Annotated in this window: 20 protein-coding genes; 6 read left to right on the forward strand and 14 right to left on the reverse strand. The window is 60.8% G+C overall.

Going from position 1 to position 26,857, the window contains the following annotated elements; genetic code table 11:
- Nucleotides 1–18: 18 nt before the first annotated feature.
- The gene (locus RAE19_RS14345) at nucleotides 19–1,395 is read right to left on the reverse strand and encodes an esterase-like activity of phytase family protein (RefSeq protein ID WP_313875524.1); all 1,377 of its coding nucleotides are present in this window, start codon (nucleotides 1,393–1,395) and stop codon (nucleotides 19–21) included.
- A gap of 153 nt (nucleotides 1,396–1,548) precedes the next feature.
- Between RAE19_RS14345 and yaaA the strand changes: the two genes are divergently transcribed.
- Genes yaaA through queF form a run of 3 tightly spaced genes read left to right on the forward strand, consistent with a single transcriptional unit; the run spans nucleotide 1,549 to nucleotide 4,095 of the window.
- Nucleotides 1,549–2,322, forward strand: a complete 774-nt coding sequence (yaaA, locus tag RAE19_RS14350) for a peroxide stress protein YaaA (RefSeq protein WP_313875525.1) — start codon at nucleotides 1,549–1,551, stop codon at nucleotides 2,320–2,322.
- A 27-nt stretch (nucleotides 2,323–2,349) separates the two neighbouring features.
- The gene (locus RAE19_RS14355; protein ID WP_313875526.1) at nucleotides 2,350–3,249 is read left to right on the forward strand and encodes an alpha/beta fold hydrolase; all 900 of its coding nucleotides are present in this window, start codon (nucleotides 2,350–2,352) and stop codon (nucleotides 3,247–3,249) included.
- Nucleotides 3,250–4,095: an NADPH-dependent 7-cyano-7-deazaguanine reductase QueF gene (gene queF, locus RAE19_RS14360; protein ID WP_313875527.1), complete on the forward strand. Its 846-nt coding sequence runs from the start codon at nucleotides 3,250–3,252 to the stop codon at nucleotides 4,093–4,095.
- A gap of 44 nt (nucleotides 4,096–4,139) precedes the next feature.
- Here queF and RAE19_RS14365 read toward each other — a convergent pair whose 3' ends face one another.
- From RAE19_RS14365 to dinB, 5 genes are all read right to left on the reverse strand, one after another.
- Nucleotides 4,140–6,791 (reverse strand): bifunctional diguanylate cyclase/phosphodiesterase, encoded by a 2,652-nt coding sequence (locus RAE19_RS14365; protein ID WP_313875528.1) that lies wholly within the window; start codon nucleotides 6,789–6,791, stop codon nucleotides 4,140–4,142.
- On the reverse strand, nucleotides 6,791–7,885 hold the full coding sequence (locus tag RAE19_RS14370) for a TRAP transporter substrate-binding protein (RefSeq protein ID WP_313875529.1): 1,095 nt from the start codon (nucleotides 7,883–7,885) through the stop codon (nucleotides 6,791–6,793). Before RAE19_RS14370 ends, RAE19_RS14365 begins: the two co-directional genes overlap by 1 nt.
- Nucleotides 7,886–7,948: 63 nt before the next feature.
- Nucleotides 7,949–10,555 (reverse strand): sensor domain-containing protein, encoded by a 2,607-nt coding sequence (locus tag RAE19_RS14375; protein WP_313875530.1) that lies wholly within the window; start codon nucleotides 10,553–10,555, stop codon nucleotides 7,949–7,951.
- 28 nt (nucleotides 10,556–10,583) lie between these two features.
- Nucleotides 10,584–12,143 (reverse strand): methyl-accepting chemotaxis protein, encoded by a 1,560-nt coding sequence (locus RAE19_RS14380; protein WP_313875531.1) that lies wholly within the window; start codon nucleotides 12,141–12,143, stop codon nucleotides 10,584–10,586.
- Between the two features lie 233 nt (nucleotides 12,144–12,376).
- Entirely contained in the window at nucleotides 12,377–13,627 is a 1,251-nt protein-coding gene (dinB, locus tag RAE19_RS14385; RefSeq protein WP_313875532.1) for a DNA polymerase IV, read from the reverse strand.
- A gap of 105 nt (nucleotides 13,628–13,732) precedes the next feature.
- On the opposite strand from dinB, the gene RAE19_RS14390 reads away from it, so the two are divergent.
- Nucleotides 13,733–15,085 carry an ABC transporter substrate-binding protein gene (locus RAE19_RS14390; RefSeq protein ID WP_313875533.1) on the forward strand — a complete coding sequence of 451 codons (1,353 nt, stop codon included), beginning with the start codon at nucleotides 13,733–13,735 and terminating at the stop codon, nucleotides 15,083–15,085.
- A gap of 16 nt (nucleotides 15,086–15,101) precedes the next feature.
- Here the strand turns inward: RAE19_RS14390 and RAE19_RS14395 are convergent, their stop codons facing one another.
- A complete protein-coding gene (locus RAE19_RS14395; RefSeq protein WP_313875534.1) occupies nucleotides 15,102–16,247 on the reverse strand; it encodes an alpha-hydroxy acid oxidase in 1,146 nt (381 codons plus the stop codon).
- On the opposite strand from RAE19_RS14395, the gene RAE19_RS14400 reads away from it, so the two are divergent.
- The gene (locus RAE19_RS14400; RefSeq protein WP_313875535.1) at nucleotides 16,246–17,625 is read left to right on the forward strand and encodes a DUF3999 family protein; all 1,380 of its coding nucleotides are present in this window, start codon (nucleotides 16,246–16,248) and stop codon (nucleotides 17,623–17,625) included. The genes RAE19_RS14395 and RAE19_RS14400 overlap by 2 nt on opposite strands.
- Here RAE19_RS14400 and pbpC read toward each other — a convergent pair.
- Nucleotides 17,579–19,852 carry a penicillin-binding protein 1C gene (gene pbpC, locus RAE19_RS14405; protein ID WP_430962575.1) on the reverse strand — a complete coding sequence of 758 codons (2,274 nt, stop codon included), beginning with the start codon at nucleotides 19,850–19,852 and terminating at the stop codon, nucleotides 17,579–17,581. The genes RAE19_RS14400 and pbpC overlap by 47 nt on opposite strands.
- Before the next feature lie 92 nt (nucleotides 19,853–19,944).
- Between pbpC and RAE19_RS14410 the strand changes: the two genes are divergently transcribed.
- On the forward strand, nucleotides 19,945–21,045 hold the full coding sequence (locus RAE19_RS14410; RefSeq protein WP_313875536.1) for an NADH:flavin oxidoreductase: 1,101 nt from the start codon (nucleotides 19,945–19,947) through the stop codon (nucleotides 21,043–21,045).
- Nucleotides 21,046–21,080: 35 nt separating this feature from the next.
- Here the strand turns inward: RAE19_RS14410 and RAE19_RS14415 are convergent, their stop codons facing one another.
- The 6 genes from RAE19_RS14415 to RAE19_RS14440 all read right to left on the reverse strand — a co-directional run bounded on the left by RAE19_RS14415 (nucleotide 21,081) and on the right by RAE19_RS14440 (nucleotide 26,834).
- Entirely contained in the window at nucleotides 21,081–21,440 is a 360-nt protein-coding gene (locus tag RAE19_RS14415) for a hypothetical protein (RefSeq protein WP_313875537.1), read from the reverse strand.
- A gap of 101 nt (nucleotides 21,441–21,541) precedes the next feature.
- Complete coding sequence (locus RAE19_RS14420) at nucleotides 21,542–21,907, reverse strand: hypothetical protein (protein ID WP_313875538.1); 366 nt, start codon at nucleotides 21,905–21,907, stop codon at nucleotides 21,542–21,544.
- Complete coding sequence (locus RAE19_RS14425; RefSeq protein WP_313875539.1) at nucleotides 21,904–22,299, reverse strand: roadblock/LC7 domain-containing protein; 396 nt, start codon at nucleotides 22,297–22,299, stop codon at nucleotides 21,904–21,906. Before RAE19_RS14425 ends, RAE19_RS14420 begins: the two co-directional genes overlap by 4 nt.
- A 35-nt stretch (nucleotides 22,300–22,334) precedes the next feature.
- Nucleotides 22,335–22,862 carry a GTP-binding protein gene (locus RAE19_RS14430; RefSeq protein ID WP_313875540.1) on the reverse strand — a complete coding sequence of 176 codons (528 nt, stop codon included), beginning with the start codon at nucleotides 22,860–22,862 and terminating at the stop codon, nucleotides 22,335–22,337.
- 13 nt (nucleotides 22,863–22,875) lie between these two features.
- Nucleotides 22,876–23,649 (reverse strand): hypothetical protein, encoded by a 774-nt coding sequence (locus RAE19_RS14435; RefSeq protein ID WP_313875541.1) that lies wholly within the window; start codon nucleotides 23,647–23,649, stop codon nucleotides 22,876–22,878.
- Between the two features lie 185 nt (nucleotides 23,650–23,834).
- Nucleotides 23,835–26,834: an EAL domain-containing protein gene (locus tag RAE19_RS14440; RefSeq protein ID WP_313875542.1), complete on the reverse strand. Its 3,000-nt coding sequence runs from the start codon at nucleotides 26,832–26,834 to the stop codon at nucleotides 23,835–23,837.
- Nucleotides 26,835–26,857 lie beyond the last annotated feature (23 nt).

The raw sequence follows: 26,857 nt of genomic DNA on the forward strand, positions 1-26,857 counted from the left end.
GGAGCGTGGGGGCCTTGTTTACTTTGCGTCAATGAGCGCTTGGATGTTGAGCAGGGTCAGCTCGTTGTCATCCGGCTTGCCCAGTGTGCGGCCGCTGGAGTAGGGGAAATTGTTGTCGTTCACCACCACGATGTGCTTGGCGTCCACCACGGTCAGGCCTTCAGGTCCGAGGTGGGGTAGCACAAAGGTTTCTTCGTTCGGCCCAAGCTTGGCCAGGCGCTGAGGGTTGGCGATTTTGGTGAGGTCAATGAAGGCCACCTTCTTCACAAAGCCATCTGCGTCCGCTTGGGCGAAGTCGATCTTGTAGACGCGCTTGAACTTGGCCGGGCGGGTGAAGCAGTCGGTGCGCGGCTCGTCCCTGCACACGTTGCCGGAGCCTTCGGTCATGTCATCACGCTCAATAACAAGGCCGGTGGTAGCGCTCAGCATCTGGAAGTCGGCAGCCACATGGCCCGCTTCTTCAAACGCGTATTTCCACTGGCGGGTGCTGTAGGTTTTGCTGGCGGCATCCAGTTCCAGAATGCGGGTGTAGGGCTTGCCGTTGCGGCTTTCCTGGGCCTTGGTGGCAGCGTCCCACAAGGGCCACTCCAACATGGGGTACAGGGTTTTGCCGTCCAGGGACTTGGCCATGGGCTCAAAGCCACCGCTGCGGCGGGCTTCAAACGTAGCATCGCCCGGGTAGTTGGGCAGGCGGCCATTCATGTAGTGGTCGGGGCTGCGGTAGGCCTTTCCGCCCACCACGGTATCCACCACGCCCAGCACCTTGCCTTGTGGGGTGACGCGCAGCACATAGGGGCCGAATTCGTCGCCGATCCACCATTCATCGCCCACGACTTGGATGGACTCGGGGTCGAAATCGATGCCGGTCAAAAAGCGCTCAGCGGTGGCTTCGTTCTGGATGGCGAAGGGCACTTTACGGTCGGGGTCGTGCAAAAAGGTGGTTTTGAGGCGGGTGACTTCGCCCTTGGCCCAATCTGCCTTGACGTTGTGCACCATCAGCAGTGCGTCCTGCGAGTTGAGTTTGCTGCCGAAGCCGTTGTCGGTGAGGGCCAGAAACTCGGTATTGCCCAAAGAGACGATGCCCGAGAAGCCTTGCACTGATTGGCCCTTGATAGGCAGGGTACCGCCGGATTTGCGGGGGTACTTGGCATCACCCACGAAAGTAACGCCTTCGATGCTGTTCAGCACTTCGGTGCGCTGGCGGTTGGCGGCGTTGAACTTGCCAGCGGTCTCAAAGAAGGAGCCTGCAGCTTTGGGGGCTTCCACGGTGGTGAAGGTAGACAAGGCCGCGTGGCCGGCCAACACGGCGGTCACTTCAGTTTGCGCAGATGCGCTCATGGCAGTCGCTGCCATGGCGAGTGCAGCAGCGAGACGGGTGGGGGAAAAAGCGATCATGGTGGTCAAGACTCCCTGTTGAAGAAGGCGCCGAGACTAAGCCGCTCATATGAAGAAGCTGTGACGCTTCGGCAGGGCTTGCCACCCGTGCCCAGTGGGTAACCGGCCTTCGCGATAAACTGGCCGGCCCGCCTCGCGCAGCCCTGAATAGCCATGTTGTTTTTGATTTCTCCTGCCAAGTCCCTGGACTACGACACCCCCCTGAATGGCCAGCCACACACTGCGCCGATGTTCGTGAAGCAGTCGGCGGAGCTCATTGGCCTGCTGCGCGCGTACTCGCCGCAACAAATTGCCGAACTGATGGATCTGAGTGACAAACTCTCCACCCTCAACGTAGCGCGCTATGAAGCCTGGTCCCCTAAAGCCACCCAGAAGAACGCCCGCCAAGCCGTGCTGGCATTCAACGGCGATGTGTATGACGGGCTGGACGCCAAGACTTTGGGCACCGAAGACCTGGCCTGGGCGCAAGACCATTTGTGTATCTTGAGTGGCCTCTACGGCGTGTTGCGCCCGCTGGACCTGATGCAGCCTTACCGGCTCGAGATGGGCACTGGCCTCAAGGGTCCGCACGGCAACAACCTCTACCACTACTGGGGAAGCCAGCTCTCGGATTACCTGAACACCCGCCTGAAAGCCGACACCACCCCGGTGGTGGTGAACTTGGCGTCGAACGAGTACTTCAAGTCGGTGGACCTCAAAGCCCTGAAGGGCCGGGTGGTGGAGTGCGTGTTCCAGGAATACAAAGACGGCAAATACAAAATCATCAGCTTCTTTGCCAAAAAAGCGCGAGGCCTGATGGCCCGCTATGCCATCGAGAACCGCCTGAGCACGCCTGAACAGCTCAAAGGGTTTGATCTGGAGGGCTATGCATTTGCCGCCGAAGAGTCCACGCAGGAGCGGTTGGTTTTCAGAAGGAAACAGGGCTGAGCGCCCGTTAATATTGCGCGAGGAGCTATGAAAATAAGAGCAAACGGTATCAATATCGAAGTCGAAGACAGCGCCCAGCGCGACCCCGCTTTTGCCGGCAAACCGGCGGTGCTGCTCATCATGGGGCTGGGTCTGCAGTTGATTGCATGGCCCGCCGATCTGGTGCAGGGTTTGGAGGCCGCAGGCTACCGCGTGATCCGCTTCGACAATCGCGACGTAGGGCTGAGCAGCCGCATCGAAGAGGCGGGCAAGCCCAATATTTTTTGGGCCAGCTTGCAACACAAGTTCGGCTTTACCCCTGCGGCGCCCTACAGCTTGAGCGATATGGCGGCGGATGCGCTGGGTGTCCTCGATGCCTTGGGCGTACAAAAGGCCCATGTCGTGGGCATGAGCATGGGCGGAATGATTGCCCAACGCGTGACCCTTGCAGCGCCCGAACGCGTATTGAGCCTTACCAGCATCATGAGCAGCAGCAGTGCAAAAGGCCTGCCCGGCCCGGCACCTGAGGTCTTGCGCGCCATGCTGCGCCGCCCTTCGGGCACCAGCAAAGCCGAAATGGTGGAGCACTCTTTGCGCCTGTTTCAGGCGATCGGCAGCCCCGCTTTCCCCACGCCGGAAGACGATTTGCGGGCGCGGATTGCCCGGGGCGTGGACCGCGCCATGTACCCGGTGGGCACCTTGCGGCAAATGCTGGCCGTGGTGGCCGATGGTGCGCGCACTGCGCTATTGCCCCGGATCACGGCGCCCACCCTGGTTATCCACGGCACCGCCGACCCGCTGATACCTTTTGCCTGCGGTGAAGACACAGCCCGTCGCATCCCGGGCGCGACCCTCTTGCCCATTGAAGGCATGGGCCATGACCTGCCCACCGAGCCTGTGCGCCGCATTCTGGCCGCGCTGCTGGCCCACTTTGACCGGAAACATTGAATGAACACCCCTGAGCAATCCCAACTTGGCAAATCTTCGGCGTATGTCGATCAGTACGACGCTTCGCTGTTGTTTCCTATTCCCCGTGCGGGCAAACGCGCGGAGATCGGCATTTCCGGTGCCGCCCCGTTTTTCGGCGCTGACATGTGGACGGCGTTTGAGCTGAGCTGGCTCAACCTGCGCGGCAAGCCTCAGGTCGCGTTGGCGCACTTCACCATCCCCGCTGAAACGCCCAACATCATCGAAAGCAAGTCTTTCAAGCTGTATCTCAACAGCTTCAACAACACCCGTTTTGCCGATGCCTCCGAAGTGCTGGCCCGTTTGCGGACGGATATTGCGGAGGCGGCGTGGCGGGGAGGCCCGGTGCAATCGGTCGGGGTGCGCTTGATTGCGGCCGAGCAGTTCGACCGTGAGCCGGTGTACGAGCTGGATGGCCTGAGCCTAGATCGCCTGGATGTGGAGTGCACCCACTACCAGCCCGCGCCTGAACTGCTGGTCACGGTGCCGGCGGCAGAAGGCATGGTGACCGAGGTGCTGGTAAGCAACCTGCTCAAAAGCAACTGCCTGGTGACCGGCCAGCCCGATTGGGGCAGTGTGCAGATCAGCTACACCGGGTTGCAGATCCAGCAGGAAGGCTTGTTGCAGTATCTGGTGAGTTTTCGCAACCACAACGAGTTCCACGAACAATGCGTGGAGCGCATCTTTATGGACATCTGGGCCCGCTGCAAACCCGCCAAGTTGACCGTGTATGCGCGCTACACCCGCCGTGGCGGGCTGGATATCAACCCCCTGCGCACCAGCCACCCGCAAGCTTTGCCGGGCAATACCCGCACCGCCCGACAATAAATTTGCTATAAAAAATATAACTACCTGCGCAGTATTTACGAAGGTTAGAGGCTGATTTCTTCAGCATGTAGCGCTTTGATGAATTCAGGAGCTGGCAGCGGAGGTCCGAACAAAAAGCCCTGTTTCAGGTGGCAGCCATGAGCGGAGAGGAAGTCGCGCTGGGCTTCGGTTTCCACCCCCTCGGCCAGCACTTCGAGCCCGAGGTTGTTGCCCATGCCGATGATGGTCTGGATGATGATCGAGTCAGTCGACTGTGAGCCGATATTCCGCACAAAAGACTGGTCGATCTTGAGCTGGTCCAGCGGCAGGCGTGTCAGGTAAGAAAGCGAGGAGTGGCCGGTCCCGAAGTCATCCATCGAGAACCGCACCCCTAAGGTTTTGAGCGCGTTCATTTTCTGGATCGTGTCTTCCACGTTGTCCAGCACCAGGCTTTCTGTCAGCTCCAGCTTCAAAAGGTCGGCCCGTGCGCCGGTCGAGCGCAAGATCCTGGCCACCCGGTCTACAAAATCCGCTTGCCGGAACTGGCGGGCGCTGACGTTGACCGAGAGCTGCAGGTCACGGCTCCGGGGCTGGCGCTGCCACATGGCCAGTTGTGTACAGGCTTGCTCCAGCACCCATTGACCCATGGGCAGGATGAGGCCGGTTTCTTCCGCGAGCCCGATAAACTGCCCGGGCAGCACCAAGCCGTTATCCAGATGGTGCCAGCGGACGAGGGCCTCGGCACCCACGACCTGGCCCTCTTCATTCACCTGCTGCTGGTAATACAGCTCGAAATGTTGATCGTCCAGGCTCTTGCGCAGATCGACTTCCAGGCGGGCACGGGCCTCGATGGCGGTCAGCATGCCGGGGTCAAAGAAACAGAACGCGTTGCGCCCGTTGTTTTTGACCTGGTACATCGCAATATCCGCCTGTTTGAGCAGCTCTGCAGCGTCTTGCTCGGTGTCCCCGAACAATGTGGCCCCCAAGCTGCAGGAGCTCCGGTGTTGCTTGTCCCCCAGCTCAAAAGGCTCGGCCATCGCCCGCAAAATATTGTCACCCACTAGGCGGGCTTGGCGCGCGGCTTCCAGGGTTTCAGGGCTCAAGTCCAGCAGCATGACAACAAACTCGTCGCCGCCCAGCCGGGCGACGGTGTCTCCCTCCCGCACACAGGCTTTGATGCGCGCGGCAACCTGTTGCAAGAGCATGTCACCCACGTCGTGCCCGGAGGTGTCGTTCAGGGTTTTGAAGTGGTCCAGGTCCATGAACAACAAGGCGCCACGCCGGCCGCTGCGCACGCTGGTCGTCAGCGCTTGCTGCAACCGGTCAGACAGCAAGCGGCGGTTGGGCAGACTCGTGAGAGGATCAAAAAACGCGAGTTGCTCAATTTCCGCGCTCGCGCGGCGCAAGCGGGTCACATCCTGGTAAGTGATGACAACGCCGCCACCGGGGGTCGGCCGTTCGGTGATTTCAATGATCCGGCCGTTGGGGAACTCCCGTTCATGGTTATGCACCCCGTGTTGCAGCAACTCCATGCGCGTGGTGACCCATTGCTGCAAGGTCTCGCGGGGCACATCGCCCAGGGTTTCGACGGCGGTGACCATCAGCAGCGCTTCAAAAGAGTGCCCCACCCGGATGTGCGGCGCTTGCCAAGGGTAGATTTCCAGGTAGCGCCGGTTCCAGGTGATGACCTTGCGCTCGGCATCCAGCAGCAAAAAGCCACTTTCCATCGATTCCAGCGCCTGGTCTGTGGTGGCTTTGGCATGGCTGATTGAGCGCTGGGCGCGACCCATGCTCTGCACATAACGCAGGCCCGCATAGCCGGCCGCTGCAATCATCAGGCTGAAAAGCAGGCTCAGCATGCCGATCAGCCTTGCCTGAAAGGTCCACTCTTCCAGTGCCGTGTCCATCGGGATGCTGGCCGTGATCAGCAGGTCGTTGTAGAGCATGGGTCGTGAAGCGACCAGGGCGGGCCGGTTCTGGATGCGGGATGGCATGGTCTGCACTGCAAACTGCGACTGAGGGCTCATCACCGGGCTCAAGGCAAGGCCGCTCAAGGACTCCTGAGGCGGCACACTGGCGAGCAGGTAGCCGTTGCTGCGTTCGATTGTGGCTTCGAGCTGGCTGATGTCCGCCCCTTGCACCAGCACCGTCGTTAACAAGTTGACTGGAACCTCGGCAATCGCCAACAGCTTGCTGCCATCGGCCAAGGACAGATGGCGGGCAAACAGCAACACCATTTCTGCACTGCTGGGGCTCAAGAATGGTCGGCTGATCGCCAACATAGATACGGGGGGGCTGAGTGCTTCGTTGAGAAAGCCCTCCGGTATCTCCAGTGGCGCATCCGGCGCCGGGCTGCTGGAGCTCGCCAGAACCGTGCCTTGTGCATCGACGAGCCACACATGGCGCACCAGCAGATTCTGGCGGGTCGCACCTTGAATCAATTTACCCGCCAACGGGCCTTCCAGCCAATCGGCCTGCATGTTCTCCAGACCCAGCAAACTGCCCATGCTCGCCAGCAGTACATCAATGCCCAGCAGGCTCCGGTTCACCGCAGCTTGGGCACCGGTCACAAAGCGGGTCGCCTGGGCTTGGGCTTCGGTGACCGCATTCTTGTGCAAATCACGGATCAGGACTGTGCTGGCCGCCAGAATCGCAAATATCAGCAGAGCGGTGACGGCCACCAAGGCATGGTGGACCTTGAACGTGAATTTGGCCATCAGCGGCTGTTCGGTAAAGGTATGTCGCTGGGGACCGACCCGATGGTGCTCTCCCACATTTCGCGGCAGTGCTGATTGCAGCGTTGTTGCCAACGCGGCAAGACCGTGGTTTTGACGAGCTCCCTGACAAGTTTGATGTCGTCAGAGCTGGGCTCGATCTGGATCATTTTCCCGGGGCGGCCACGCTCGCAGCTGGGGTCGCCGCGGTTGCAGGCGAGGCCGTCTGCTGTCTCGCGTTCACTGGCATTCCAGATGTTGGTTTCCACCCTTGTGAGCTCTTTTCTCAGCAGTGCTTTCAGGTCAGAGGGCAGCGCATTCCAGGCCGTGGTATTCGCACCGAAAACAGCCAGTCCCCAAGTAAACGGCAGGTTGTACATGTGGCTGGTGATGTCAGGCAGGCCGATGGTGTTGCCCGACATCGTGCCGGTGATGGCGCATTCGGTGTTGCCGGATTGCAGGTGCGTCAGCATTTGCCCGAAGCCCACCAAAACCGGCACGCCCCCCAAGCCTTGAATCAGATCTGCTTGGCTGGGCGATGAGACGCGGATACGCCGTTTTTCCAACTCTCGAAGGCTGGCCAATGGCTTTTTGCAGAACAAGATTTGGGCCGGATAGGTGTAAACCGCCAGGACTTCGATACCGTGTTTTTCGCGCAATGTTTTTTGCAGCAAGGGGCGGAAACTTGCTACATGCCGTTTCAGACTGGTCATGTCCGGATTCAAGCCCGACAGATCCATGGCGCCCAGCATGGGATGCTGTGCGGAGGCGGCACTGAGCAGCGCGGTGCCGAAGGGAATGACACCTAGCGACATCAAACGTAACATTTCCTCTGCCGGAATGCCTGAGCGGTCGAAGGGTGCTATTTCCGCGCTGTACTTGCCGCCGCTCAGGCGCGCCAGCTCTTGCGACCAAAACGGCTCTTCATGTTGAACGTATTGGTTCACACCAGCCAGCCCGCCGACGATCCTGAGCTTGAGCGGGGCAGATGCGTGACCAGTCACTGGCAACCAGGCCAATGCCAGCCCGAGGCAGATCAAGACCGCTTGACTCAGCATCCGTGCGGCGCGGCGGCACAACTCAGCGTGTAGTGTCAAGGGTGTACTCCTTCAATCCAGCCGAGCCAAGGTGACATCGAAGCGGCTTTGCATAGGTTTTCATTATGGGCTAGGGAGTTGTATCGCCCTGTCTGCCATGAGTGCCTCTGGTGGTACCGGCCTGCCGAAAAAATACCCCTGAAAGGCATCGCACTGCATGGCCGCCAATGCGTCTCTTTGTTCCGGGGTTTCCACGCCCTCGGCAATGACGGTCAGGCCCAGGCTATGACCGAGTGCCACCACGGTGCGGGCGATCACCGCGTCGCTCGGGTCGGTGAGCACATCCCGCACAAACGATTTGTCGATCTTGAGTTGGGACAGCGGTAAGCGCTTCAGGTAAGAGAGTGACGAGTAGCCGGTGCCGAAATCATCCAGCGAAAAGTTCACACCCAGTGCCTTGATATCCATCATCTTGGTAATGATGCTCTCCATATCATTGGCCAGCATACTTTCTGTCAACTCCAGTTTCAGTTGGGTGGCGGGCGCTTGGCTGTGCAGCAAAGCCTTCTTCACGCTGTCTACAAAACCCGATTGGGCCAGTTGCGCGGCACTGACGTTGACCGCCAACGTCCAGTGGGCGGTGGCGGGGTTGCGGCTCCATGCCGCCAACTGCTGGCACGCAGAGTCCAACACCCAGTAACCCAGGGGCAAGATCGTGCCGGTTTCTTCGGCCAGGGGAATGAATTGTTCCGGCGACACCAACCCCCTGACCCTGTGGTTCCAGCGCACCAAGGCCTCTGCCCCGGTGCAGTGGCCGCGGGCGTCGATTTGGACCTGGTAATGCAGCACAAATTCATTCCGTTCGATACCCGCCTTGATTTCTTGCGCCATCGCCGCATGGGTCGCGGCGGCGGCTTGCATCACCGGGTCGAAAAAGCGGGCCGTATTTCGTCCGGCCGACTTCGCCTGGTACATGGCAACGTCAGCTTTTTTGAGCAGCTCATCAATCGTTTCATGGTCTTCGAAAAACACCACGATCCCGATGCTCGGCGTGCTGTTGTGCAGGTGTCCGCGCATGCGGTAGGGTTGCGCCAGCATATCCAGGATCTTGTGGGCCACAAACTCGGCATGGCTCGCCGCTTCGTTGGGGTTGGGGCTCAGGTCTTCCAGCAACACCACAAATTCATCGCCGCCCAAGCGTGCCACGCTGTCGCCCTCGCGGACACACATGCGCAAACGGGTCGCCACCTGTTGCAAGAGCTCATCGCCCACATCATGGCCCAAGGTGTCGTTGAGCAGCTTGAAATGGTCGAGGTCCAGAAACATCAGCGCGCCATGGCGCCCGTGGCGTGCACTGTTGATCATCGCTTGCCGAACCCGGTCCATCAGCAAGCGGCGGTTGGGCAGGTTGGTCAAAGGGTCATAAAAAGCCAGTCGCCGGATTTCTTCCTCGTCGTGGCGTTGTTGGGTAATGTCCCGCAGCGTCACCACAAAGGTTTCGGGTTCTGAAAACGGTATTTTGGAGGCCGACAGGCTGATAGGCCGCAACTCGCCCTCCTTGTCGAGCCCGCCCACCTCAAAGTTGCCGCCTTGCGCGCTTTCTGCCGCATGCAGCAGTTCGAGGTGCCCTTGCCCATCTGCCGGCAGCGTTGTGCCCAAAAGATCGTTCAGGTGCTGCGGTTGCTCGGTCACCGCATCCAACCCCATCATGCGGCACGCAGCGTTGTTAAAGGTGTGAACCTTTCCCGTGCGGTCCACGGTGACCAGTCCGTCCACCATGCTGTCCAGAATGGCTTGCCGGTACAGGCCTGCAGCCACCAGCGCACGCTGATCCCGCTGGATTTTTCGTTCGTTTTTATCGCTCTCAATCGCCAGGCTCAACAAATAAGCACTGCGTCGCGTCGCTTGCAGCTCACTGACCGTCGGAACGCGGGGCTCCCGGTAATAGTTCGCAAAAGTGCCGAGCACTCGGCCCTTGGTCGAGCGAATCGGCATGGACCAGCAGGCCCTCAGCTGATGCTTTGTGGCCAGTTCCCGGTAGTCGGTCCAGAGCGGGTCACTGGTGATGTCCGAGACCACCACTTCTTCACCCAAAAACGCGGCAGTGCCACAAGAGCCCGCCCGTGGGCCGATGGGCGCGCCATGGATAGCTTGGTTGTATTCGGCCGGCAGGCTGGGCGCTGCGCCATGCAGCAGATGCCGCTCTTCCTCATCCATCAGCAACACTGAGCCGATAGCGCCCGGGAAAATGTGCTCGAACCGCGCAATAAATTCCGACATGATGTCCACCAGCGGCACGCTGGAGGCCAGCATCTCCAGCAGGCTTCTCTCGGCCGCGTTTTGCTGCTGCAACTGGTGCTGCTCGGTGACGTCGATGCTGGTGCCCACCACAAAGGCGGGCTTGCCGGAGGGGTCAAATACCGGCGTCAGCGTTGTTTGAATGTGCCGCGCAGAGAGCTCGCTTTCCAGCTTGAACAAGTCCTCTTGGGTGATGGTTCGCCCTTGTTGAAAGGCCTGCTGGTCTTGCTCGGTAAAGAACCGGATTTGCTCCGCGTTAAACCCGGTTTGCGGATTCCCGTTACCCGCCGGGGCGCCCAGCTGGGTCTGCCACGCCTTGTTGACGTAAATCAGTTCTCCAACGGCGTTCTTGATGAACACCGGCTGTGGGATGGCATGCAGCAGAGCTAACAGCGCATCGTGATCCAGCGTCGCGAGTTTGGAGAAGGGCATATCTTCCAAATCATGGTGGTTTGCATCCCTATGGTAGCTGGAATACCTGGATGGCCCGGGCAACCGAGGCGGTGCTGTCTGTGAGTCCGTCCGCGGAGGCGGCAGACTCTTCGGCCAAGGCGGCATTTTGTTGGGTCACGGTGTCCAGCTGGGTCACCGCCTCGTTGACTTGGGCGATCCCGATAGCCTGCTCCTTGGCGGCATTGGTGATCATGTTGATGAGGTTGCCCACTTCCTGGACCTGGGCCACCACATGGTCGATGGTTTCGCCGGCACTGCGCATTTGGTTGGAGCCTTCAGAAATCTGCTCGGACGACTGGGCAATCAGCTCCCGGATTTCTTTGGCGGCTGTCGCGCTGCGCTGGGCCAATGCCCGCACTTCGCCGGCCACCACCGCAAAGCCCCGGCCTTGCTCACCCGCACGGGCCGCTTCAACCGCAGCGTTCAGCGCAAGGATGTTGGTCTGGAAGGCAATCCCCTCGATCACGCCGATGATGTCGCGCATTTTGCTGGAGGAGCGGTCTATCTCTTCCATGGACTGAATCACCTTGTGGACTACCTCGCCGCCATTGGATGCTGCTTGGGTGCTGCGCGCGCTTTGCTCGGCGACTCGGCTGGCGGTGTCTGCGGTTTGTTTGACGGTGCTGGAGAGCTCTTCCATCGAGGCTGCTGTTTCTTCCAAGCTGCTGGCCTGGGATTCGGTGCGGCCTGACAAATCCATGCTGCCCGATGCAATTTCATTGGCGGATTTGGTCAGGATGTCCACCTCTTCGCGCACATCCCCCACCACCGCGCGCAGGTTGATCTGGATCTGGCGCAGCGCACCAATCATGTCGCCCAAGGGCGGCGGATAGTCGCTGTTAACGGAGCTGCGCAGGTTGCAACCGGCAAGGTCATAAGCGAACTGTTGAGCCGCTCCCATTCCTGCGGATAAGCGGACCCTGAACCATGTGATGACCCCTGCAGCCCCAACAATCAAAGAGGCCAACTGCGCCCAGAACAGCGTGCTGCCCTGCAAACCTAAAATATCTGGAACCATGCCGAGGCACACCATCCCGACAAGCGCCAGACCCAGGCGGGTGGTCAGATTCATGCGGCCCAAGGCACCGGCCCAGCCCCTGATTCCGCGGTAGCGCACATGTCCGCCCCGCAAATAGACGGTGGACTTTCCTGACTTTTCTTCATCCCGCAACTGCGCGTAAAGAGCCTCGGCCGCAGCGATTTCCTGGCGGCTTGGTTTGACCCGCACCGACATATAGCCCTTGGGTTTGCCGTTTTCCAGAACCGGTGTGACGTTGGCTTGCACCCAATAGTGGTCACCGTCTTTGCGTCGGTTTTTCACCAGGGCGGTCCATGGGTGGCCGTGGCCAATGGTGTTCCACATATCCCGGTAGGCAGCGGGCGGCATATCCGGATGGCGCACCAGATTGTGGTTCTGGCCAATGAGCTCCTCGTAGGTGAATCCGCTGGTCTCCACAAAAGCGTGGTTGCAATGGGTGATGACGCCTTTGCTGTCGGTCATCGACACCAGCATTCGATCGGCGGGATAGTCGTACTCGCGCTGAGTCACCGGTAAGTTCACACGCATTGATCATTCCTCCTGGAGCTAGTGGTTTGGCTTCTGTCAATACGGCTTTATTTAGCCTCGGTTGACCCTTTGAAGTCAATGCCGATAAACGTGCGATTCACTCGGTTTATGCGTTGACTTGATCTTGGTCAATTTCAAAGGCGAGGCACACAAAATCCATGCAGCCAAAAACCAAAATGTGTGCTACTCGCAGCAGACCTCGTTCATGAGGTCGGCCGAAGAGTGCTGCGCACTCAGTCGAAAAGCCAACCAGTCTCTGGGGTAGCTTCACGCTTCTTTGAAGCAGCGTGCAACGGGTCTAATGCAGCCAGCGCGCCCACTTTCACTCCAAGCAACCTGAGCCGACGTTGCAGCGGAGCGCGTTTGAGGCATTGGCCGGCAATACGGCGAATTTCTGCCGCGTCGGCGGTGTAGTGAGCGATGGTCATGTCGCGGGTGACGCTCTTGAAGTCGTCAAAGCGCAATTTGATGCCGATGGTTTTACCCACGTAGCCTTTGCGTTGCAGGTCCTCGGCAACCTGCTCGCACAAGCGGGTGAAGATGGCTCCCAGTTCGGCCTTGTCGCGCACCGCATGCAAATCACGGTCAAAGGTCGTCTCGCGGCTCATGCTGACCGGCTCGCTCTCGGTTTCTACCGGCCGGTCGTCTTGCCCGTGGGCAGCAGCGTGCAGCCAGGCGCCGGTGCGGGGGCCAAAGGTGTCCATCAGCCATTGCAAATCTTTGGCGGCCAGTTGGCCAATGGTTTCCACGCCGTGTTTTTTGAGCTTTTCGTCGGCTTTGGGGCCTATGCCATTGATCTTGCGGCAGGCCAAGGGCCAGATCATGGTCTCCAGGTCGCTCTCCTGGACGATGGCAATGCCATTGGGCTTGTTGAATTCGCTGGCCATTTTGGCCAGTAGCTTGTTGGGTGCCACGCCTACCGAGCAGGTGAGGCCGGTGTCATCAAAGATTGCCTTTTGGATCAGCTTTGCCAAGCTCCTGCCCCCTTGGCGCTGGCCGCCGGGCACCCCGGTAAAGTCGATATACACCTCATCGACCCCGCGGTTTTCCATCACCGGGGCTATTTCGGTGATGATGGCCTTGAATCGTTGTGAGTAGTGCCGGTACTGTGCAAAGTCCACCGGCAACAAAATGGCCTGCGGGCATAGCTTGGCGGCCTTCATCAGGCCCATGGCCGAGCCTACGCCGAACTGGCGCGCGGCATAGGTGGCGGTGGTAATGACGCCGCGCCCGGTATAGCCCTCTAGAAGGGGGAACTCTGCGACCGGAATTTCGTGCAGCGGCGTGTCGGCGTGCTTGACCAACAGCGCGTCATCCGCATGCCGCCGCCCGCCGCCAATCACCACGGGCAGCCCTTTGAGTTGCGGGTAGCGCAGCAACTCGACCGAGGCATAAAACGCATCCATGTCCAGGTGCGCAACACGCCGCACAGCTGCTGCAGGCGGGGCAGGGGGGGGCAGATCGTTCGGCATTTCGGCGAGCATAGCAAGCGATTGCGGGGTGCAAACCGCTCAGTGGTCTAATAGAGGGCAGGGTGATCCGGGGCCACTAAAACACAAAAACGCCCCAAGCACTGAAAAAGCGGTGTCGTGATTTCACAGTCTTTTTTGAGTACGCGACGCAGGCGTTTGATCGGCAGCGGTGCGCTTGCCGTGTTCGGCAGCGCTTTTGCCCGGGCCAGCAACGCAGCAGACGACCGCTTTGCCCGGTTCAGCGGGCAAACCGTGTCATTTTGTGTGCCTGATCACCCGCATTACGACGCCATGCTGCGTTTGTTGCCCCAGTTCACAGCAGAGACTGGCATCAAGGTGAACGTGGCCCGCGAAAACATCTTGCGCATGAAGCATGTGCAATTGGCGGGAATGGCCAAGCCTCAGTCAGAGTTCGACTTGGTGACCTACATCGTCACCTGGAAGAGCGAGTTCGTGAAAAAGAACCTGCTGTTGCCGCTGGAGTCCTTCTTCAAAGACAAGCAGCTGGCAGACCCCGACTACGCTTTTGGCGACCTGGTGCCGCGCTATGTGCAAAACATCGGTCTGGTGGGTGGCCCCAAGGGTTATTTGCCGGGTCCGGGGGCCCGCCTCTACGGCTTGCCGTATGGCGCCGAAACCTCGGTGCTGGCCTACCGCCGGGATGTCTTTGAAAAGCATGGCTTTGCGCCCCCACGCACCTATGCCGAGCTCTCAGCGCTGCTTGCCCCTTTGCGTGAGCGGACCGGCATGGCGGCACTCACCTCACGCGGGCAGTCCGGCCACAACTGTGTGCACGCGTGGTTGCTGCACCTCAATGCACTGGGTGGCCAGGTGTTCGATGAGCGCTGGATGCCCCTGTTTCACAAAGCGCCGGGTGTGCAAGCGCTGCAATTGCTCAAACACATTGCAGACACCGGCCCCAAGGGCATGGCTAACTTTTCGTACAACGACATGCTGTCGAGTTTTCTGCAGGGCGAGAGCGCGATGTACCTCGACTCGACGGCCGTGTTCGGCGCGGTGCGCAACTCTCCGGTGTCCAAAATTGAAGGCAAAGTCAGCTATGTCTTGCACCCCAAGGGGGTGCAATACGCCTCGCAATCCGGCGGGCTGGGCCTGGCGATTCCCCGCACCTCCGCCCGAGCGGAGGCCTCGTTTTTGCTGATGCAGTGGCTGACCTCCAAGGCCCAGGACAAGGCAGTGGTCCGGCTCGGCGGCGGGCCCACCCGGGTGTCGACGATGGAAGACGTGTCGCTGGTGCGCATGTTCCCTGAGTTCGTGACCCTGAAAGAGCAGCTCCGCTACGCAAGCCCTGATTGGCGCCCCATCATCCCCGAGTGGGACGAGATCAACACCGGCCCCTTGGGCGCTGCGGTGCACCAAGGCCTGACCGGCGCCAAGCCAGCCATCCTTGCGCTGGGTGACATTGTGCGGCGCGTCAACGAAATCATGACCGCAGCGGGCTACCGCTGAGCCGCACGCACCAGTTTCAGTAGGTGCCCGGCACCAGAATGTTGCGGTCCACGTTCTGGATGTTGGTGTGGCCGCAGAAAGCCATGGTCACATCCAGCTCTTTGTGGATGATTTGCAGCGCCTTGGTCACTCCGGCTTCGCCCATGGCCCCCAGGCCATACACCATGGCGCGGCCGATCATGGTGCCCTTGGCGCCTAGGGCCCAGGCTTTGAGCACGTCTTGGCCGCTGCGAATGCCGCCATCCATCCAGACTTCCAGTTGGTCGCCCACCGCCGCCACGATGGCCGGCAGTGCGCTGATGCTGCTGGGTGCACCATCGAGCTGGCGGCCGCCGTGGTTGCTCACCACAATCGCGTCGGCACCGCTCTGGGCGGCCAATACGGCGTCTTCCACGTCCTGAATGCCTTTGAGGATGAGCTTGCCACCCCATTTCTCTTTGACCCATTTCACGTCGTCCCACGAGAGGCGGGGGTCGAACTGCTCGTTGGTCCAGGCGGCCAGGGACTTCATGTCGCTCACCGACTCCACATGCCCCACCAGGTTGCGGAAGGTGTGGCGCTTGGTGCCCAACATGCCCAGGCACCAGCGCGGCTTGGTGGCCAGGTTGATGATGTTGCCAATGGAGGGGCGGGGTGGCGCGCTGAGGCCGTTTTTCAGGTCTTTGTGGCGCTGGCCGATGACTTGCAGGTCCAGCGTCAGCACCAGGGCGCTGCAGCGCGCAGCACGGGCTCGCTCGATCATCTTGGCCATGGCGTTGCGGTCCCGCATCATGTAGAGCTGGAACCAGAAGGGTGCCGTGGTGTTTTCAGCAATGTCCTCAATGGAGCAAATGCTCATGGTGGACAGCGTGAAGGGAATACCGAACTTCTCGGCAGCCCGCGCCGCGTGGATCTCGCCATCGGCGTGTTGCATGCCTGTCAGGCCCACGGGCGCAATCGCCACTGGCATTTTGGCCACGGTGCCCACCATGGTGGTGGCAGTGGTGCGGTTTTCCATGTTCACGGCGACCCGCTGGCGCAGCTTGATCTTCTGGAAATCTTCTTCATTGGCACGGTATGTGCCTTCGGTCCAGGAGCCGGAGTCGGCGTAGTCGTAAAACATGCGGGGCACCCGCTTTTGGGCCAGAACGCGCAAGTCTTCAATATTCGTGATCACAGGCATGCAAAGTCTCCTTCATCGTTGCGGCATCGTAGTCCGCAGGCGGTGGTTTGCCCGTGAAATCCGCCCCGCGGCGCGTGAAATTATTGAAATCACCCGCTTCGCACTAGTCTCGGGTCTGCTGTGGGGCGCCGTGGCGGCGGATGCTGAGCCGCCTGCCGCGGCACCCCCACCTTCAACTTCACCCGGCGTGTCTGAGTTCGCCTGGGTCGGCACCGTGGCCGGGGTGTCGCCCGGCAGCCTGGTGCGTATCGCCCTGCCGGCTGATGCGCTGACCCGCTTGCAAAGCCGCGCCGGCCACGATGTGCGGGTGCTCAATGCCGCGGGCGAGGTAATTCCTTATACCGTCACCGGCAGCGACGCGCCCCAGCGCCCCTGCTACGCGGTGCAGACCCGGGCCTTCCCCCTGTCGTCCACGAGCACCCAAGCGATTGCCGACCTGCGCACCGAGGTGCAGCTATTGGCGGCGCTGGACCTGAAGGGCGTGTGGCCCCGCAACGCGCTGGTGCATCTGCAGCTAGCGGTCAGCCACAACCTGCAGGACTGGACCCCGGTGCCGGTGAAGGGGCCCGTGTACCGGTTTGATGGTGCCGACCCGCCGGTGAGCACCGTCCTCGAGTTGGAAGAGCCATTGGCTGCAGAGGGGCGCTACTTGCGGATTACCTGGCCGGGGCACACCGGCGTCAAGCTTGCGAGCCTGTCCGGGCGGGTGGCGGGCTTGCGCACAACAGCCAGCCTGGTGCGCGCCGAGTTAGGGGCTGGTGTTGCCGATGGCACCTCGGGGCTGGTGTGGACTTTCCCATTTGCCACGCCGGTGAGCGCGGTGCACCTGCACATGCCCCCGGGCGGCGAGCCGGTACCCCTGCGCATCTCGGCGCGCGTCGACCCCGCGCAGCCGTGGAAGCTGCTGGCCTCCACGGCGGTGTACCGCGATGCGCTGCCGGGCGGGCAGGGCATGAACCCACCGCAGCCTTTGCCGCAGACGCCGATCGCACAGCTGCGCATAGAGGCGGGTAACGGCGTGTCTTTCCCGGCAGGTGGCCTGCGGCTGACAGCCGAGCTGGCGCCCTTGCAGGTGCTGTTTCTGGCCAAAGGCCAAGGGCCTTACACCGTGGTGGCGGGCAGAGCCGGCACCGCGCAGGCTGCGGTGGAGCTGGCGAGTCTGATTCCCGGGCCGGCCATGGTGCCTGACATCGTGCCGCTGCGGCCCGTCAAGCAGCTGCGGGCGGTGCTGCCGGGTGCCCCCCAGTTGTGGGCCGCATCGCTCATGCCTGCGCAGTGGGTGTTGCGCGGGCCGGTGCTGTGGGCGGCACTTTTGGCGGCATTGGCAGCAGTTATGGCCGCCGTGGTGGGGCTGTTGCGGCTGGTGCGCCGCCCTTGACGCCAGCGCCCCGCACCTCCAGGCGCACCTGGTCGAGCACCTTGCCTTTGGCGTCCACGATCTGAATCACATGCCGCCCCGGCCAGGGCAGCCAGAGGGCGGTGTTGCCTTTTGCGACTTGTTTACCGTCGATCAGCCAGCGCAGATTGCTGCCATCGGCCTCCAGGCTCAGGCGCTGGGCCTGGGGCGGAATGTCGGGGTCCAGCGCGAGGATGGTGCCGCTGGTGGGCGCGGTGATGCGGGCGGTGTTTGTAGTGTTGTTGCCGGGATTTTTTGAATCATTTTGGCCTATGGCCCTCGTGGAATATGCGCGAGTAGCTTCTTTTTCCATATCGAAACTACTTTGCTCGGTGCCGCTGATGAACCACTCGGTTCGCGGTGCTTCGCCCTCTACGGTCACCGTTTTTTGCACCAGACCTGCGGGTGGCTGGGGCGCGCGGCCGTTGCGTTGGCGGTGGAGCTGGTTCATCACCGCGGCCCAAATGGGCGCCGCGCCGGTGGTGCCGCTCACGTCCCACATGGGGGCGCCGCTGGCGTTGCCTACCCACACCCCCACGGTGTAGTGCTGGCTGTAGCCCACCGCCCAGTTGTCGCGCATGTCTTTGCTGGTGCCTGTTTTGACTGCCGCCCAAAAGCGGGTGGCTAACACGCTGTCGGTGCCGAAGGTGCGGGCACGCGCCATGGGGTCGCTGAGGATGTCGCCCACGATGAACGCGGCCCGCGCATCCAGCGCCGGGCTGAAGGGCGGGGGCGTGCGGCCCACCGTCAGGCGGATGGGGCTGGCGCGGCCGCCATTGGCCAGTGTGCGGTAGCTGTTGGTCAGGTCGAGCAGCGTGGTTTCTGCGCTGCCCAGGGCCAGGCTGTAGCCATAAAAGTCGCCGCTCTCTTTGAGCGGCATGCCCATGCGGGTCAGCTGTTTCTGAAAAGCGTCGGGCGACACCATGACCAGCGTGCGCACTGCCGGCACATTGAGCGAGGCGCCCAGTGCGGTGCGGGCCGATACCCAGCCTTTGAACTGGCGGTCGTAGTTCTGCGGGATGTACAGGCCACCACTCGTCTGGATCTGGGCAGCAGAGTCCTCGAGCAAGGAGGCGGCGGTGATGCGCCGCTCGGCCAGCGCCTGCCCATACAAAAACGGCTTGAGCGTGGATCCGGGCTGGCGCTGCGAGGTCACAAAGTCCACCTCAGGCGCAGCGCTCAGGGGGCCGCTGCTGTTGACCCAGGCCAGCACCTCGCCACTGGCGTTGTCCAGCACCAGGGCGGCCGCATCTTCCACATGGCGACCGGCCAGCTCGCGCAGCTGCGTTTGCAGGGTGAGTTGGGTAAAGCGCTGCAGGGGCGCGCTCAAGCTGCTGCGCACCGTGGGCGGGGCAGAAGCGCCCTCGGGGCCTGCTGCACTCGGAGGGCGAAGCAGTAGCCGCGCCACATGGGGGGCCAAGCCCTCGCTGGGGGCAAACTCACGGCGGCTCAGGGTGCCAGACACCATCAGCGCGATGGCGTCGCAGCCGCTGGCCGCTCTGGTTGTTGCTGCTGTCTTTGATGTGGGTGTTGATGTTTTGGCAGGGGCCTCCAGGCTGCTGAGCACACTGCAGGCGCGTTGTGCCACTTGGGCCTCTTTGGCATTGGGGGCGCGAATCAGGGCGGCCGTGATCGCCGCTTCACGGTTGTCCAGGCCATGTGGCGCTTTGCCAAACAGGCTGCGGCTCAGCGCATCAATGCCCACCATCTCACCGCGGAAGGGCACCAGGTTCAGGTAGGCCTCCAGAATCTGGTCTTTGCGACAGCTGCGCTCCAGGCTTTGGGCCGAGAGGGTTTGCCCCACTTTTTGCACCACGCTGCGGCCGCCGCCACCGCGCCGCAAGTCCTCATCCAGCAAACCCGCCAGCTGCATGGTCAGTGTGGATGCTCCGCGGGTGCGGGTGTTCCACAGATTGCCCCAGGCAGCGGCGGACACGGCCCGCCAGTCCACCCCGCTGTGCTCGTAAAAGCGCTTGTCCTCGCTAAGCACCAGCGCCGTGCGCAGGGCGGGCGACACATCGGCCAGCGCCACCCACTGCCCGCGGCGCACCGTGGCATCGGTGCGCAGGCGGTGCAGCACTTTGCCTTGGCGGTCGAGCAGCAAGGTGTCAGAGGGCCTGTAGCTGGTCTTTACTTGCTCAAAAGTGGCATTGGCCCAAGCGGATGCTGCGCTGGTAGCTATCAAAATAGTAGCAATAACCAGGCGCAGCTTGTCTGTAGCCTTGGTGACCTTGGGCACGCTGTGCCGGGGCCGGTCTGCGTAAACTGTGTTGATCTGCAACCCACCCACCTTTTGCTCTTATGTCTAACGCCGCACCCTTGTTCCAGCCCTTTGCCTTCAAAGGCTTGAAGCTGGCCAACCGCATTGTCATGGCACCCATGACCCGTTCTTTCTCGCCCGGCGGTGTGCCTACTCCGGCCGTCACCGAGTATTACCGCAAGCGCGCCGCTGCCGCGGTGGGCCTGATTGTTTCTGAGGGCACGGTGGTGCAGCGGCCGTCTGCCTCTAATGACCCGGATGTGCCGCACTTCTGGGGCGATGCCGCTTTGGGCGCTTGGCAAGACGTTATCAACTCAGTGCACCAGGCCGGTGGCGTGATGGCGCCGCAGCTCTGGCACGTGGGCGCTGCCCGCAACCCCCGCACCACCTGGACAGCGCCACCGCCCGTGGACTCGCCCTCCGGCCTGTCGCGTCCCGGCAAAGCCTTTGGCGAGCCGATGACCGACGAGGCCATTGCCGACACCATCGCTGCATTCGCCAAAGCCGCCGGTGCGGCCAAGCGCCTGGGCTTTGACACGATCGAGTTGCATGGAGCCCACGGCTATTTGATCGACCAGTTCTTTTGGGAAGGCACAAATGCGCGCACCGACAAATACGGTGGCGATTTGGTAGCCCGTGGCCGCTTTGCGGCTGAAATTTTGAAGGCCGTGCGCGCCGAAGTAGGGCCTGACTACCCGGTCATCATCCGCCTGTCGCAGTGGAAGCAGCAGGACTACAACGCCCGTATCGCTCAGACGCCTGACGAGATGGCCGCTTGGCTGCAGCCACTGGCGGATGCGGGTGCCGACATCTTCCATTGCTCGCAACGCCGCTTCTGGGAGCCGGAATTTGAAGGCTCCGACCTGAACTTTGCCGGCTGGGCCAAAAAGCTCACCGGCCGCCCCACCATCACTGTGGGCTCAGTGGGCCTGAGCGGCGAGTTCATCGCATCTTTTGGCGGCGAAAGCTCCAAGCCTGCGTCTTTGGATGAGTTGATGCGCCGTTTCGACCGTGGCGACTTTGATTTGGTGGCCGTGGGCCGCGCACTCATCAGCGACCCGGATTGGGCGCTGAAAGTGCGCGATGGCCGCATGTCCGAGCTGTCGGACTTTTCGCCCGCAGCGCTGGGGACCTTGGTCTAGGTTCTGCCGGCAGCGCTGTCGCTGAGCGTGGGCGATCAGAAGTTCAATTCTTTGTCCACGTCGGCGGTCTTGCGGCGGGCCATGGCCAAGTTGGACTTGTTTTTGTCCAGCACAAAATAAATGAACACGCCTTCTTTGCGGGAAGAGGGGCGAATGATGTGGTACTGCTTGCCCAAGGTGATCAAGATGTCATCGATCACGTCATTCAGGCCCAGAGCGCGCATGACCTTCATTTTGGAGCGCACCACTTCTGTGTTACCTGCAGCAGCCACTTCGAGGTCCACACCGGAGCCTGCGCTGCCGAGGATCATGCCGCTGGTGGAGTCCACAATTGCTGCGCACATCGCGCCGTCAGTGGTCAACAGCTCTTCTAGGGTTTGGTTGATAGTTGCCATGTCAAAAGTCTTTCAGTTGTTCAAACATCAAACGCTGCGGTATCTTTTATTTTGACGAGTGCCCCGCAGCTACGCACAAGCTGGTGTGCCCGGTGGAGTTCCTATTGCGCCTCAAGAATGAGGCGTAATTGGTGAATCCTGTTTCTCCACTCCGGCAAATTCATTAGTTGATGGGTTTCGCAGACGGTGACAAACACCATGTCTGCGCCGCAATCGGTCAACATCACGCTGTCAGATTCGTGGGTCAGCGTGCAACTGTCCAAAGCTCCGAAGCCCTCAAACAACGGTTTCATGCGGAGGTGAAGCCGCCAGTAGTCGCTCGCGGCTTCTGCCATTGCAACAAAGTTGTCCAACGCTCCGGCGGCATGCCACACCATGCCCGCCGAAATCTCTACAACAGCGCACCCTTTGACTCCGGGGGTTTTGGCCATGCTGTCAATTTTTGCCCGGATGTATTTGGCATTCATGCCGTCAGCAGGGTTTGGGCCATGGTCCGCCCGCGATAGGCTACCTGGGCCAAAACTCCGGTGGAGTCGGAGACCACATTCACAATCAATTGCACGTCCTTGCGGTTCACAGTGAACACTTGCACAAAGCCCTGATCCGAATTGATGACCACGCTGTTGGCCGCACCTAATGAGGTTTCTTGGGCCACCACGGCGCCGATTGCTGATATTGAGCTCGCCATGGCGGCAATCCGGGAAGCGTCAATAGTTCCGGTGGTCGCAGAAGCAATGTCAAATCCATCGATCGTTGCAATCACCACCGCTTTAATGCCGGTGAGTTCGTTTAAAAAGGCTTGTGCTTCTCGCACCGCTAGGTTTTTGAGCAGGGGGCTCACAGCGTGGGATTGGGTCATGGGCGGGTTGCGGTGTATGCGGCGATGGTGTTTATTCAATCCATAGCCTCTACTTGCATCAGCAAGGAGTCGATCAGAAGTAGCACGTCGGAACGTCGGCGCACATCTACCGGGATGATCGGAATCAAGTGGTTGTGTTCAAACAGGAAATCGGCGTAGTCGTCGATTGACGGGGACAGATGGGTTTCAGTTCGGCCTACGCCAATCACGCAAGGGCTGTTCTGCAGCTCTTTATGAAAACCTTCGAGGTATTTGTTCAGGTCTTGCAGGGGGGTAGGACGTGAGTTGTCCACCAGAATAATGATTCCCAGCGCATTGGTGGCCAGTACGCCCCACAAGAAATCAAAGCGCTCTTGTCCGGGGGTGCCGAATATCCGCAGCCTTTCCCCGCTGTCGAGCTGCACCGTACCAAAATCCAGCCCTACCGTGGTTTTGGCTTTCGTATGCGTGGTGTCAGTATTAACCACATCCGTGGTGATAGGCGGGGTATCACTGATAGCCGCTATGGCGGTGGTTTTACCGGCGCCCATAGTGCCTGTGATCAGGATTTTGTGTTCTCTCATGGGTGGAGACCTCTCAGATCCCGAGCTTGCGCCGGATGGCAGAGAGAAAGCTGCGCTTTTGCTTCTGGCGCGGCGCTGCGCAAGTGGCGGTGCTCAGACGCGGCACACTGACAGACGGGGTAGCTAACGCCACGTTAACGATTCCAAAGCTTTGCAGCACTGTAATGAAGGCCTGCACTTCTGCCACGGCGATGCCTGAGCTTTGTGACAGCTGCTCTATTGAAAAGGGCTTGCGGCTGATCAGGTTGGCCAGCCGGATGCGATCTTTGCTGTCACGCAGAACCGCTTGCGGTGGCCAGCGCTTGAGTTTGTATTCTTCAGTGTTTTGCGTGCCCGCCAGAGGACCATAGATAGTGCTGGACGACAGCGCTGCTGCCGTGATCGGGCTTTGCAGGTGAGTCGGAGTCCGCTCTTCAACTGGTGCTAAAGGCGCAGCATGGGTCTCAGCGAAGGAGCCGAACACATCGAACGGTTCGGGCAACAGCTCTCCGAACACCGTCGGCTGCAATTGGTTTTGCAAGCCGAGCAGCAGCGCTTCGAGTTGGTCGGCTTCTATCGGGCGACTCAAAGCTCCGGCTGAAGCAGCTACGCCCTCCGGTAGCACATCGACGACCACCGCGCAGCGTGCTTTTGCAACTGCGTTCGCGCAGAGCAGGGCATCGAAAGGGCCCTCTACCGCATATTCCCACGCGAACTGGGCGTTGCCTTTGAGCAAGCGCAGCAAAATACGGACGCGGCTGACCTCGGCGCTTTCCAAGCCTTCAATTCCGAGTTTTAGCGCAGTCATGTCCTAGGGTCCTGTGGGGTGATTGGGGTGTGAGGGAAGTGTAGGCAGCTTGGCCCGACTTACAAAGTCTTGCTTATTTAGTAATGTGACTTTGTTCCGCTTGATTGCGGACTAATTGCGCGATTTTGCTGGTTATCGCAAAGCGGAGTGAGTTTGGGGGTAATTTCGCCCCCAAATCCACACATTTAACGGATCGGATTGGGCGCCAAGGCCAAAACGTCTGCAATGGGTTCGGGTTGATGTAGGTAGTAACCCTGTACGAAATCGATGCCAATAGCGCGAACCCGTTCAAGAACCTCCGCCCGGTCCACGAATTCGGCAACAGTTTTAACACCTACGACTTGGGCTACCGCTGCAAAACAGCGGACTGCTGCGTCGTCCAAGGGGTCGTCAATGACGTCGCGGACGAACTGTCCGTCAATCTTCAAAAAGTCAACGCTGAGGTTCTTCAGGTAGCCAAAGGATGACGCGCCGGCGCCGAAGTCGTCCAGCGCAATGCGCAAGCCGAGCTTTTTGGCCTGCTCGATAAATACGCTGGCATCGGCCATATTGGTGACCGCTGCGGTCTCAGTAATCTCTAGGCAAATTCTCTGGCAGATGGCCGGACCTGCGTTTTGCAGCTTCTCAAACGCCAGGCGGTGGAATGCCCTGTCGCCGATAGATTGCCCGGAGAGGTTGACGCACAAGGTGTCGATGCCTGACAGATGTGGCGTATCCCGCAGGCACTGGATGGCGTGCTTAAGCACCCAACGGTCGACGCGCGATGCCAGGTGAAACCGTTCTGCCGCGGGCAGGAATGCGCCGGGTTGCACCAGGCTTCCGTCGGTCTCGCGCAAGCGCACCAGCACCTCTGCATGGAGACCATGCACGCCATCGTCCAAGGCGGTGATCCGCTGTGCGTACAAGACAAACCGGTTTTCGTCCAAGGCTTGTTCAAGGCGGGCGGCCCACTGCATTTCGCCGTGGCGGGCGTGCATCGCAAGATCGGTGTCAAACCAGGCGTGCACCCGGTTGCGGCCTGCGTCTTTGGCGGCGTAGCAAGAGATGTCTGCAGCCTGCATTGCGGCGGCGACATTGGCCCACCGGTTGTCCACCGGCACCAGGCCAATGCTGGTTCCGATGCGGAATCGTTTGCCGTCATGGATGAAGCGGAAGTCGTCCATGCGCTCACAAATTTGCTGAGCCACGCGTTGCGCATGCTCGGCAGAGCAATGCTCCAAGATCACCCCAAACTCATCACCGCCCAAGCGTGCCAATGTGTCACGGGCGCGGACCACCTCGCTCAGCAGTTTGCTCACTTGCTGCAACAGCTGGTCGCCTACGGAGTGGCCGCAGGCATCGTTGACGAGCTTGAATTGGTCCAGGTCAATGAACAAAAGCGCGTGATTGCTTCGATCTTCGTGGGCGCGGTTGAGCACATTGCGCAGTCGCGTCTCAAACTCGGTCCGGTTGACCAGGCCGGTGAGTGCATCGTGGGTCGCACGGAAGCTCATTTCGCCGCTAAGACGGCGCTGTTCGGTGACATCGTGAAACACCAATACGACGCCCAGAATCTCGCCGCTATCGCTGCGGATGGGGGCGGCCGAGTCTTCGATGCCGTACTCCTGGCCTTCACGGGAGATCAAAACGGTTTGGTGTGCCAAGCCGGTGGTTTTTCCTTGGGCTAGGCAGGTGGTCACCGGGTTTTCTGTGGGGGCGCGGGTCTCTTCATTGACGATGTGGAACACATACCCGATGGGCTTGCCCTTGGCTTCCGTGTTCAGCCAGCCCGTCATGCGCTCAGCCACCGGGTTGAGCCAGGTGATCTCGCCCGCTGCGTCGGTGGTGATGACGGCGTCGCCAATGGACTGCAGCGTGACGCGCAACAGCTCGTGCTGGCGGGCAAGGTCTGCTCTGATGTTGTGCAGTCTGGTGATGTCTTGAAACGTGCCGACCAGGCGCACCGGAGCGCCGTTATCGAACTCAGCGGCGCCGACGGCGCGCACCCATATTTCAGTGCCATCTGCTTGGATGAAGGGGAGCTCCAAGTCCCAGCCCTCGCCAGTTGCCATCGCCGTCTCTACGGCGGCTTGTATTACGGGCCTGGCTTCTGGCGCGTAGAAGTTGATCGCTGTGGCAATTTCCGGCACAAAGTCAGGTGGGACCCCATGAATTTCATGGGTCTGGCCTGACCAGACCAGTGCGCCTGTGGCCAGGTCCAGCTCCCAGCCACCCACGCGCGCCACTTGACCTGTGCGCTGCAAGCGCTGCTCGCTTTGGCGCAGCGCGTCGTCCTGGCGTTTGCGTTCAGTAATGTCTTCCACCGAGCCCACATAGCCGGTGACATGGCCTGACTCGTCTTGGTTGGCTCTCGCTCGCGCCCGCACTGTGCGGACTTCTCCGTCGCCGCGCGAGATGCGGAATTCCGCGTCAAACTCGAGCCGCTGCAGGGCGGTTTGTTGCCACTCAGTGAACACTGCCATCCGGTCGTCAGGGTGCAGGGCCTGCATCCATCCGTCGCCCAGGCTCTGGTAGTAGTCCAAGCCGTAAATCTCTTGCCAGCGTGAGTTGGTATAGGTGCACGCGCCTTGCGCATCGGTTGCAAAAACACCGAGGGGGGACACCTCACTCAATGCCCGGAAGCGCAATTCGTTCTCGGCCAAGATTTGTGCCGTTCTTTGAGCTTCCAGATGCAGCTGCCGCTCATGTTCAATGGCACGGCGCCCTTCGAGTGCATGCACGGCGGCGGCAGCCAGGTGGGTCAGAATTTCGCGCTGTTGCTCCGTGAGTTGGCGGGGTACGCGGTCAATCACACAAAAGGTGCCCGCATGGGTGCCGTCACCCAGCCGCAGGGGGACGCCTGCATAAAACCGTATATCCGGGTTGCCAGTGACCAAGGCGTTGTCGGCAAAGCGCACATCTGCGGTGGCGTCAGGAACCTCCAAAATCTCATCGCCCAAAATGGCGTGCGCGCAAAACGCGAGTGCGCGCGGCGTCTCCGTGACACCGGGGAGCCCGACATTGGCTTTGAACCACTGGCGCTCTGTATCGACCAGGCTGATCAACGAGATCGGCACATTGCAGACCACCGCTGCTGCTTGCACCAAGGCGTCGAATGCCCGCTCGGGCGCAGTGTCAAGAATGCCGAGGTCGTGAAGGGCCGCGAGTCGTCGGGATTCGTTGTCCGGAAGGGAGGCTTGTGGCATGTCTGCAGTACTCCGAAAGCGAC

Source organism: Rhodoferax potami (assembly GCF_032193805.1).
GTDB lineage: Bacteria > Pseudomonadota > Gammaproteobacteria > Burkholderiales > Burkholderiaceae_C > Allorhodoferax > Allorhodoferax potami_A.

What these genes read in the sequence shown, in the direction of transcription:
- RAE19_RS14345 (WP_313875524.1), bottom strand. Translation starts at nt 1,395, where the DNA reads ATGATCGCTTTTTCCCCCACCCGTCTCGCTGCTGCACTCGCCATGGCA.
- yaaA (WP_313875525.1), top strand. Translation starts at nt 1,549, where the DNA reads ATGTTGTTTTTGATTTCTCCTGCCAAGTCCCTGGACTACGACACCCCC.
- RAE19_RS14355 (WP_313875526.1), top strand. Translation starts at nt 2,350, where the DNA reads ATGAAAATAAGAGCAAACGGTATCAATATCGAAGTCGAAGACAGCGCC.
- queF (WP_313875527.1), top strand. Translation starts at nt 3,250, where the DNA reads ATGAACACCCCTGAGCAATCCCAACTTGGCAAATCTTCGGCGTATGTC.
- RAE19_RS14365 (WP_313875528.1), bottom strand. Translation starts at nt 6,791, where the DNA reads ATGGCCAAATTCACGTTCAAGGTCCACCATGCCTTGGTGGCCGTCACC.
- RAE19_RS14375 (WP_313875530.1), bottom strand. Translation starts at nt 10,555, where the DNA reads ATGCCCTTCTCCAAACTCGCGACGCTGGATCACGATGCGCTGTTAGCT.
- RAE19_RS14380 (WP_313875531.1), bottom strand. Translation starts at nt 12,143, where the DNA reads ATGCGTGTGAACTTACCGGTGACTCAGCGCGAGTACGACTATCCCGCC.
- dinB (WP_313875532.1), bottom strand. Translation starts at nt 13,627, where the DNA reads ATGCTCGCCGAAATGCCGAACGATCTGCCCCCCCCTGCCCCGCCTGCA.
- RAE19_RS14400 (WP_313875535.1), top strand. Translation starts at nt 16,246, where the DNA reads ATGCAAAGTCTCCTTCATCGTTGCGGCATCGTAGTCCGCAGGCGGTGG.
- RAE19_RS14395 (WP_313875534.1), bottom strand. Translation starts at nt 16,247, where the DNA reads ATGCCTGTGATCACGAATATTGAAGACTTGCGCGTTCTGGCCCAAAAG.
- RAE19_RS14410 (WP_313875536.1), top strand. Translation starts at nt 19,945, where the DNA reads ATGTCTAACGCCGCACCCTTGTTCCAGCCCTTTGCCTTCAAAGGCTTG.
- RAE19_RS14415 (WP_313875537.1), bottom strand. Translation starts at nt 21,440, where the DNA reads ATGGCAACTATCAACCAAACCCTAGAAGAGCTGTTGACCACTGACGGC.
- RAE19_RS14420 (WP_313875538.1), bottom strand. Translation starts at nt 21,907, where the DNA reads ATGAATGCCAAATACATCCGGGCAAAAATTGACAGCATGGCCAAAACC.
- RAE19_RS14425 (WP_313875539.1), bottom strand. Translation starts at nt 22,299, where the DNA reads ATGACCCAATCCCACGCTGTGAGCCCCCTGCTCAAAAACCTAGCGGTG.
- RAE19_RS14430 (WP_313875540.1), bottom strand. Translation starts at nt 22,862, where the DNA reads ATGAGAGAACACAAAATCCTGATCACAGGCACTATGGGCGCCGGTAAA.
- RAE19_RS14435 (WP_313875541.1), bottom strand. Translation starts at nt 23,649, where the DNA reads ATGACTGCGCTAAAACTCGGAATTGAAGGCTTGGAAAGCGCCGAGGTC.
- RAE19_RS14440 (WP_313875542.1), bottom strand. Translation starts at nt 26,834, where the DNA reads ATGCCACAAGCCTCCCTTCCGGACAACGAATCCCGACGACTCGCGGCC.